The following is a 1,357-nucleotide window of genomic DNA, read 5'->3' as shown; positions in this document are numbered from 1 at the left end:
GCGCCACTCAAGCGGGTGTCGACGCGCCGAACGGGTGGTAGGCGCGACCATCTTGCACGATCTCGCGGTTGAGTTCGGTGAGACGCCGCACGAGCTCCGGGCCATCCTGCGCGACGGATGTCGGCCAGCCGTACGCGGTGGCGACCGCCGCATCCAGCGCCTTGTGCAGCGCGGCGAGGTCGGTGAAGGCACCGTCATCCATGAGGTTGTAGAGCTTGGTGAGGCCGAGGTTATGTTCGAGGCACAGCTCGCTGCGACGCGCATACAGAGTGGATGCCGCGGCCGAAACCTTCGCGCGAGCCGCCTCGGTCACGGGGTCGGGCCACGGGAACGTCGCGAACACGGTAGTCGGCGTGTAGCGCAAGTCGCCCTTCAGCGTCGAGGACTGCGCCCACGCCCACGCATCGTGCGCCCGCGACATCAGGATGCCCATCGAGTAGTCGTCGTCGAAGGCGAAAACGTTCGTCGCATCGCTGGCGAGCGTGGCCTTGTCGACCCAAGCCAAAGATACTCGCTTGCCATGGCGCGCAACAGCAATGTATCGGCGGAGTGGAAGAAGTGCCGCGCGCATACTGAGCGCATTCTCTCCAAACATCCACCATCGTTCGCGTCGAGCCTTCCGCGCGACGGTATCTCGGAACGGCTTCACGTGCTCGCGGACAATCCGAAGGGCTGCGGGAAATGCCAAGCATTCCTCTAGTGACCTCGTCGAAAAATCAATGATCCATCGGCTGGCTTGCTGATCCCGACTATTGGCAATGTCTTCGCCAGTCAGGTAGCGCCGCACTACCCGCTCGTACTGGGGACCCAACTCACGAAGTCTCCCGGCGTCCGTCGCTTCGATTATGAAGCCAGACGCCTTCGGGCTTGGCCCTTCGAACCCCCGTTTGCCATTTGCGGCGAGGACGCGCGCATTCCAAGCCGACTCAGACGACTCGCGAAGATCCGGCCCAATGTGGCTGACCTGCATCGCATCCAGTTCAAAGCGCGCGGGCGCCTCAACCGGCTGCTTCACCCAGTTCACGATGCTGACGTGAACCTTCGCGTCGCCCGGCCACACTTGGCTCGCTACGGCATCCGTAATGACGCCGCCGTGCTGCACGACATAGTCGAGTGACGCTTCGCGACCCATGTTCTGAGCGATCGAGTTGGTGCCCACTAGTCCCGCGCGCTGTCCGACTTTCAGGTGATCCTGCGTGCGCCGAAACCAATACGTGCACAGGTCCCGTAGGCCGGTGTTGAACGCCTTCTGGAGCCACGCGACGTAATCGTCGCCAAGCACGCCACGCAACTGGCCGCCGCCCATAAACGGCGGGTTCCCGATGATTGCGTCGACCTCGGGCCAGTCAGCCCGCAG

At 63.4% G+C, this 1,357-nt stretch carries 1 protein-coding gene; it reads right to left on the bottom strand.

The window, feature by feature from the left end; translation table 11 throughout:
• Window positions 1-7: 7 nt before the first annotated feature.
• The coding region (locus RMN95_RS16710; RefSeq protein ID WP_309618033.1) for a type IIL restriction-modification enzyme MmeI at window positions 8-1,357 on the bottom strand (1,350 nt) is incomplete at its 5' end.

Source organism: Salinibacterium sp. (assembly GCF_031364185.1).
Lineage (GTDB): Bacteria > Actinomycetota > Actinomycetes > Actinomycetales > Microbacteriaceae > Rhodoglobus.
The sequence above is the reverse complement of the archived record's forward strand: the minus strand, read 5'-3'. Positions and strand labels throughout refer to the sequence as shown.